At 41.3% G+C, this 8,117-nt stretch carries 8 protein-coding genes; all 8 read right to left on the bottom strand.

Annotated features, from left to right (window positions below; translation table 11 throughout):
* Positions 1 to 105 precede the first annotated feature (105 nt).
* Complete coding sequence (locus PGZ10_RS12675) at positions 106 to 1,593, bottom strand: sensor histidine kinase (RefSeq protein ID WP_270541566.1); 1,488 nt, start codon at positions 1,591 to 1,593, stop codon at positions 106 to 108.
* Between the two features lie 3 nt (positions 1,594 to 1,596).
* Complete coding sequence (locus PGZ10_RS12670) at positions 1,597 to 3,213, bottom strand: response regulator (RefSeq protein WP_270541565.1); 1,617 nt, start codon at positions 3,211 to 3,213, stop codon at positions 1,597 to 1,599.
* Positions 3,214 to 3,227: 14 nt separating this feature from the next.
* The gene (locus tag PGZ10_RS12665; RefSeq protein ID WP_270541561.1) at positions 3,228 to 4,457 is read right to left on the bottom strand and encodes a substrate-binding domain-containing protein; all 1,230 of its coding nucleotides are present in this window, start codon (positions 4,455 to 4,457) and stop codon (positions 3,228 to 3,230) included.
* Between the two features lie 159 nt (positions 4,458 to 4,616).
* On the bottom strand, positions 4,617 to 5,153 hold the full coding sequence (locus PGZ10_RS12660; RefSeq protein WP_117558532.1) for a bL17 family ribosomal protein: 537 nt from the start codon (positions 5,151 to 5,153) through the stop codon (positions 4,617 to 4,619).
* 146 nt (positions 5,154 to 5,299) lie between these two features.
* Positions 5,300 to 6,259 (bottom strand): DNA-directed RNA polymerase subunit alpha, encoded by a 960-nt coding sequence (locus tag PGZ10_RS12655; protein ID WP_008372575.1) that lies wholly within the window; start codon positions 6,257 to 6,259, stop codon positions 5,300 to 5,302.
* A 146-nt stretch (positions 6,260 to 6,405) separates the two neighbouring features.
* Positions 6,406 to 6,999 carry a 30S ribosomal protein S4 gene (gene rpsD / locus PGZ10_RS12650; protein ID WP_022220185.1) on the bottom strand — a complete coding sequence of 198 codons (594 nt, stop codon included), beginning with the start codon at positions 6,997 to 6,999 and terminating at the stop codon, positions 6,406 to 6,408.
* Between the two features lie 26 nt (positions 7,000 to 7,025).
* Positions 7,026 to 7,421: a 30S ribosomal protein S11 gene (rpsK, locus tag PGZ10_RS12645; protein ID WP_008372572.1), complete on the bottom strand. Its 396-nt coding sequence runs from the start codon at positions 7,419 to 7,421 to the stop codon at positions 7,026 to 7,028.
* Between the two features lie 40 nt (positions 7,422 to 7,461).
* Positions 7,462 to 7,830 carry a 30S ribosomal protein S13 gene (rpsM, locus tag PGZ10_RS12640; RefSeq protein WP_022220186.1) on the bottom strand — a complete coding sequence of 123 codons (369 nt, stop codon included), beginning with the start codon at positions 7,828 to 7,830 and terminating at the stop codon, positions 7,462 to 7,464.
* Between the last annotated feature and the right edge of the window lie 287 nt (positions 7,831 to 8,117).

Below are 8,117 nucleotides of genomic sequence, written 5' to 3'. Positions count from 1 at the left end.
AAAACGCTATGTTTTGACCCCGGCATCATTTTCATACTTTTAATACGGAAAATCTTCCTCTTTTGGTAGAATATTTTCTGCTTTTCCGTGAAAAAGTTAGTTTTTTTATGATGGAAGTTGAATATTTTTAGCTGCTATGATGATCGTCGCATTTGTGCCTTCATTTTCCTTGCTTTCAAAGAACACTCCGTATTCTTCCCCGTAATAATACTTGATTCTCTGGTTCACATTCGATACACCAAAGCCCTTCGCTTCATCTCCTGTATCCGTCCCTGCCATCTTTTTCCGGAGACTGTTCAGTTCTTCCTCTGTCATACCTTTTCCATTGTCAATGACCTGGAAAATGATTTTATCTCCCTGCTTTTTACCGGTAATCAGGATTTTACCTTTCCCCCGCTTATTCTTAATTCCATGATAAAGCGCATTTTCGACAAGAGGCTGCAGTGTAAGCTTCGGTATAATGTAGCCGTAGATCTCCTCATCCATCTGGATCTCATAGTCCAGAATATCCTGATAGCGGAACTGCTGGATCTCCAGATAGCTCTCAATATGCGTCCGCTCTTCTTTCACTGTAATATAATCATGTCCTTTGCTTAAGGTTGTGCGGAAAAAATCAGAGAGCGAGGTTACCATTTTCACAACCTCTGCACTTTTATTTTCCTCAGCAAGCCAGACAATGGCATCAAGAGTATTGTAAAGGAAATGTGGATTGATCTGTTCCTGCAGAAGTCGGTTCTCAATAATTCTGAGATTTTCCTGTTTTTTCCGGATATCATCTACCAGAATCCCGATTTCCTCTGTCATATCGTTAAAGCTCCGCGTAAGCACCGCAATCTCGTCCCCTGCTTCGACCTGTGTTTTTACAGAGAAATCACCGCCGGCAACCTTCTCTGTCAGATCACACAGATCGCGGATCGGTCTTGTCACACTTCGTGCTGCTCGTCCACTGAGCAGCAGGGAAATACTCATCGCAACAATTGCCACTCCGACCGCCAAAATGGTCGAATTACGGTTATTCCGGTTCAGTTCCGTCTGTACAGTCACAAAATTGGAAGTTTCCAGATAGACATAGTCCTGGATTCCGGTCTGTACCAGTGTCGTCAGATCTTTGACATTACTGTTAAAATATTCCATTCTCTCATCATAAGAAGTCCGTTCTTTAATCTGTTTATCCAGATCCTGTACACAAAAACGGAGTGAAGACAGTGAATTTTTAATACGTCCCGCCTGTGACTGGGTGAGCGGAACCGTCGCATTTTGCGTCATCTTATCACACGCCTCTTCCATCTCCGTAATATAGTCGTATGGATTCACCGTCACTACTCCATTTACCGTTGTAACTCCATCTCCGACCTCCTTAAGCTGCTTATTACTTACCACAGCAAGATACACACTATAGTCCAGCCGACTTTTAAAGTCTTTCACATAACGGTTGGCATAGGCAATACTTTTTGTAATCTCAGAATAAGCTGATGCCGCATTATTTAAAGACACAATCAAATAGGCGGACAAAATTACCATTGGCAGAAATGCTGACAGCGAAATGGAAAGCAGTTTCTTATTGATCGACCAGTTCTTATATTTCACCTTCATATTTTATCCCCTTCCTCTTGAACGGAATTCCTTCGGCGAACATCCCTGTGTCTTTTTGAATATATAGCTGAAATAATGGGAATCTTTGTATCCCACCTCATATCCGATGTCCGATGTCCTCTTATCCGAACACATCAGAAGCTCTTTTGCTTTTTCCATACGAACACCCGTCAGATATTCTACAAAGGTTGAGCCAACCTCCTGACTAAACAAAGAGCTGAAATAGCTCGGACTGATGTTGACGCTCGAAGCCACCAGGTTCAGTGAAATATTCTCTGACATATAATTTTGTCCGATATAATCTCTCGCTTTTTCAATAATTTCTGAATAGCGTCTGCCCGATGCCTGCTCTCTTAACCGGATCATTCGTCTGACTATATTTTCCAGGTACTTCCTCGTTGCCTCCAGTTCCTGCACATACTGCGATACCTCCTGCACATCGCCAAGCTCTCTTTCAATATCTTCTTTTTCAATGTTCAAACTGTCTCCCAGACTTTGGACGCTGATAAAAGTATCCATTACAATATACTGTCTCAACATCATCGACTGCAGGTTCTGCTCACCAATTGCATCAAAATATGCATCCATAAAGCTTTTTACTTCATTTTCCGTTCCTGTCTTCAGGAAACGCTCCAGCATTTTCCGGTTCTCCGCCATGGTTCCGAGTCTGTGCATCTCAACATCATTCTGAACCCCCATTTGATGAACCTCTGAATAACTCACAAATTGTCTCAAACTTCTTGAAAAACGCTCTGCAAAGGCTCTGTTTGCATCATTGTAGGATCTTTTAATCTCACTGAACCTCCCCACCTGACTTCCAATTCCTCCAAAATATTCCAGATTTTTATATTTTTCCAGAACTTTTTCCAGATCTTCCCTAAATGTCTGAGCTCTCGCAGTCAGTTCTTCACCAACAGCTCCCTGTGCAATAAATCCCCATCCTTCTACACCTCTCCGGAACCACAGGAGCTTTTCTGTCTGCTCACTCAGATTTTCTATATCTTCAGTTGCACTTACAATATCCTCGTTATAATCCATCGGATGATCGATCATAATGATCTTAAAGAGGATCACACAATATCCCTCTGCACTGATTTCAATTCCCAGTTGCTTTCCCTGCTCCAGACATTCTCCAAATGGCATACTTCCTGCAAACACCTGATTGAAAAACTGAAACTTTTCACTTTCTTTGTTTTCCTGCATTTCACGGGCATATTGATTCATCTGCTCTTTTTCGCTTTGCTCTTTCCGGATTTCTTCTGCTACTTTGTTAACTGCATCCAACAATTTTTCTGAAGAAATTGGCTTCAGAAGGTAATCGGTTACACCGATCTTAATCGCCATCTTCGCATAATCAAACTCATTATATCCACTCAGAATCATGATTTTCGTAGCCGGAAGTACTTTTTTAACCTGCTCACTGAGTTCCAGTCCATCCATAAAAGGCATCTTAATATCCGTGATCAGGATGTCTGGTTTCTTTTCAAGAATCATCGGTAACGCAAGTTCTCCATCACTTGCCTCTCCGACAAAGTCATATCCATGCATTTCCCAATTAATACTGTTCTTGATCCCATTTCTGATAATAATTTCATCTTCAACCAAAAATACTTTTATCATTCTTCTTCCTGCCTTTAATATGTTCTGTTTTCTATAATTTCATCCAAATCCATAGTCCCATCAAAATATGTTTCTTCCACGTATTGTTTCTTATCAATGGAAATATCCGATTCCAGTCTCTGGATCAGTTCTGCCGCTTTCGGTCCCTGGTCGGGACTGCATTCAAAGGTTACATTCAATTTACCTTCTTTTACAGCTTCGATCCCCGCTTTGCTTCCACCAAATGAAATCACAATAATATCTCCATCCTCTCCACAGGTCTTTCCGGCTTCCCCGATCGCATCGATGACTCCCAGTGCCATCTCGTCACTCTCTGCAAACACTACCCGTAAATCCGGTTCCTGCTCAAGAAACAGTTTCATGACTTTCTGTGCCTCTTCTCTGGAATTGTCACCGGTCTGCTGTGCCACCATCTCCCAGTCCGAATACTTCTCCAACATAGTCTGATATCCCTGCGCTCTCGTTAGCTGCTCTTCCGAGCCGATGGATTCCTGAATCGCAGCGATCTTGATGGTAATGTCTTCTTCTGTCTGCTCCTCCTCTGTAGAATCCGTCTCATCCTTCGCCGTTGAACTGCTTTTCATAATTTTATCAAAAATGGATGCACTGCTATCTGTCGCTTTTGAACTGCCTGTATTTACTTCCGTATCTTCACTGTCCGTCTGTTCCGATTCTTCCTGAGTCGGTGCCTCAGAAGCCGCCTTTTCTTTCTCTGCCTTTTTCTCGTCCTCTTCTTTCAGATATTCATCCAGCCATTTTCCTGCCTTTTTCATCTGTTTTCCGTAATCACTTCCAAGCATACACGAATACAGACTGCTGTCATCCGTATCAACACCGTTATTCACAAGGATTACAGGAATATGTGCCTTTTTTGCATCTTCCAGCACATCATCCCAGCCAATTTCCGAAACCGGATTCAGAATGATGTAGTCCACGCCCTGTTTTATAAATCCTTCCACATCTTCAATCTGTTTTTCCTGATCGCTACCTGCATCTGCATACACCGCTTCATAGCCGTTTGATTTGACAAATGTATCCATAAAAGACGCTGTATTTGCATCCTTCCATGAGCTTTCTTCTCCACTCTGTGAAATTCCCACTGTGATCAGATAATCGAACTCGCTTTGCAGATTATCCCCATTTCTTGTCTCTCCTGTAAATAAAGAAAGTGCAAATGTACCCGCCGATACAATCAATATTAATACTGCCGCAACTTTTAAAATAAATCGTCCTACACGTCCCATGTCGTTCCTCCTTCACGTCTGCTAAAGGACATTCTTTTCAGATGTTTTCTATTATACACTGACTTTTATCAGAAAGAAAGGCAGAAATCGAATAGACCGGCTCACTATATATACAAAAAGCCACAGGCATAAATGCCTGTGGCTTTCGATCTCATTTGATTATACAAGCTCAAGAATAACTTCCATTGCAGCGTCACCTTTACGCTGTCCAATTTTGATGATTCTTGTGTATCCGCCGTTGCGGTCTGCATACTTCGGAGCGATCTCTGTAAACAGTTTGTCTACCAGATCAACTTCTTTTGTATTTTTCTTCTTTCCAGCTGCAGCAGTCGGAACTTCTGTTACAGAGTAAAGTACTTTCAGCATCTGCCGTCTTGCATGAAGTCTTGACGGGTTGTCTTTTTTGATTGTCTTTTCAACTTCTTCGTATACAGTAACTTTCTTACCATCTACTACTTCTTTAACTCTCTTGCCTTCTGCATCTTTCTTAGCAACTTTAGCTTTGATTGTAACTTCTTCGAAGTTATCTTTTTCTTTTACAGCTGAAGCGATAAGACCTTCTGCGATCTTACGGATTTCTTTAGCTTTAGCTTCTGTTGTTCTGATTTTTCCGTGCTGAAGAAGCATTGTTACCTGATTTCTCAGTAATGCTTTTCTCTGACTTGCTGTTCTTCCAAGTTTTCTATACTTTGCCATTTTTTAATCCTCCATTATTCGGGACATACCGGCATGCACCTTCGGTCTTACTGCGGATATGCCATCTGGTTATGCTTTCATCGGGCTTACTAGCCAGATCGTGTGTCAGTGTTTCTGCCTGTATTCACATGCGAAACGGGAACTCCTTATTCGTCTCCCTGGCTGAGTTCAAGACCAAGTTCTTTTAATTTAGCAAGAACTTCTTCAAGAGATTTACGTCCAAGGTTACGAACTTTCATCATATCTTCTGATGTTCTGTTTGTAAGTTCTTCTACAGTATTGATTCCTGCTCTCTTCAGACAGTTGTATGAACGAACAGAAAGTTCAAGTTCATCAATACTCATTTCAAGAACTTTTTCTTTTTCATCGTCTTCCTTTTCAATCATAACTTCCGCTGACTGAGCAACTTCAGAAAGATCAATAAAGAGCTTGAGATGTTCATTTAATACTTTTGCAGCAAGGCTGACTGCTTCATCCGGTGCAAGAGTACCATTTGTATAAACATCAAGTGTGAGTTTATCATAATCGGTAATCTGTCCGACACGAGTATTCTGAACTGTAAGATTTACACGCTCAACCGGTGTATAGATAGAGTCGATCGGAATCACACCAATCGGCATATCTTCTGTCTTATTCTTATCAGAACCTACATATCCTCTTCCCTTTGTGATAGTCAGTTCCATATAAAGCTTGCTGTCTGCACCGCCGTTAAGTGTAGCGATTACAGTTTCCGGATTCATGATTTCAATATCAGAATCTGCCTGAATATCAGCAGCTGTAACTACGCCCTCTCCCTCAAATTCGATGTAAGCTGTTTTCGGCTCATCTGTCTCGGAAGAATTCTTAATTGCGAGTGTTTTTAAGTTCATGATAATTTCAGTTACGTCTTCCTTTACGCCCGGAATAGAACTGAACTCATGCAATACTCCGTCGATTTTAATCTGGCTGATTGCAGCTCCCGGCAGAGAAGAAAGCATAATTCTTCTCAGAGAGTTTCCAAGTGTTGTACCATATCCTCTTTCAAGTGGTTCTACAACAAATCTGCCATACTTCTTATCATCTGAAATTTCTGCAATTTCAATATTAGGTTTATTAAAATCAAACACTATTTTGGTCCCTCCTTATGGGTTTTTGTATGTTGAGGGTGTCAGTTTTTGTCCTGTTTTCGATAAAAAACAGGATATTTCCTAACAGAACCTTAACGAACCCAGAAATCAGGTTCGTTAAGTATTGCATTTTATATGAATGCGTTCTATTTAGAATATAACTCGACGATCATCATTTCGTCAACTGGAACATCGATTGCTTCACGAGTAGGAAGTTCTTTAACTGTTCCTTTCAGGTTTTCGATATCTGATTCAAGCCATTCCGGAACAAGACGTCCACCTGTAACTTCTACGATATCTTTGTATCTCTGTGAAGATTTTTTACCTTCTTTAATCTCGATCACATCACCTGCTTTAATGAGGTAAGAAGGGATGTTAACCTGTTTTCCGTTAACAAGAACCTGTTTGTGATCAACGATCTGTCTTGCTTCACGTCTTGTTCTTGCAAATCCAAGACGGAATACTACGTTATCCAGTCTTGATTCAAGAAGAACCATCAGGTTTTCACCTGTCATTCCGCTCATCTGATCTGCTTTCTTGAAGTAATTCAGGAACGGTTTTTCTAATACACCATAGATGAATTTAGCTTTCTGTTTTTCACGCAACTGAAGACCATACTCGCTCATTTTTCTATTGGATCTCTTTAACTGTCTGTTAGACTTTTTATCAATTCCAAGATATACCGGATCCATTCCAAGGGAACGGCATCTTTTAAGAACCGGGACTCTATTTACTGCCATGTTCGTATCCTCCTATAATAATTCGACTAGACTCTTCTTCTCTTCGGCGGGCGGCATCCATTGTGTGGTACCGGTGTTACGTCTCTGATGCTTGTTACATCAATTCCGCATGCCTGAAGAGCACGGATTGCTGCTTCTCTTCCTGAACCTGGTCCTTTTACGAATACGTCTACTGATTTAAGACCATGCGGCAGAGCTGCTTTAGCTGCTGTTTCAGCTGCCATCTGAGCTGCGTATGGAGTAGATTTTCTTGAACCTCTAAAACCAAGACCACCGGCACTTGCCCATGATAAAGCATTTCCCTGTGCATCTGTCAAAGTAACGATTGTATTATTGAAAGATGACTGGATATGTGCCTGTCCGCGTTCAACGTTTTTCTTGACACGTTTTTTTGTCACTTTTTTTGTAACTTTCTTAGCCATTTAAACTAACCTACACTTTCCTTTTTATTATTTGTCGAAATTATTTCTTCTTGTTTGCTACTGTTCTCTTAGGACCTTTTCTTGTTCTTGCATTGGTCTTTGTCTTCTGACCACGAACCGGAAGTCCTTTTCTGTGACGGATTCCTCTATAGCATCCGATTTCCTGAAGTCTCTTGATGTTAAGAGCGATCTCTCTTCTAAGATCACCTTCAACTGTCTGAGTTTCATCGATCACTGCACTGATCTTTTTAACTTCGTCGTCTGTAAGATCTCTGCAGCGAGTATCAGGATTAACTCCTGCTTCTGCGAGAATACGGGTTGCACTTGTTCTTCCGATTCCATAGATATAAGTCAATCCGATTTCTACACGTTTGTCTCTTGGTAAATCTACACCTGCAATACGAGCCATTTGTGATTTCCTCCATTTTCTTTCTTTTTTTGGTTTCACATTGTCCTATAATGAGGCTGCGGGCATCCCGTTATCAAAAAGAGCCCTACCGGACTTTTCAAAATGTATCCAATGCCTCAGACACGTCCGATATCCCAGCCCAGATGCGGTTCGGTATCCGCATCCTTTCCGGCAACCGATCTCTCGGCTAATGACCGCCGGTTTTTAAGCAATATACTAGAAACCACTTGCCCGTGGTGTTCATGTATATTAAATAGTGGATAACGCTCTACACACACCCTGGCGTA

It is taken from the genome of Coprococcus sp. AF102-57 (assembly GCF_027686195.1).
GTDB classification, from domain to species: Bacteria; Bacillota; Clostridia; order Lachnospirales; family Lachnospiraceae; genus Allocoprococcus; species Allocoprococcus comes.
Note: the sequence above shows the minus strand (reverse complement) of the source record. Positions and strands in the feature narration are given on the sequence as shown.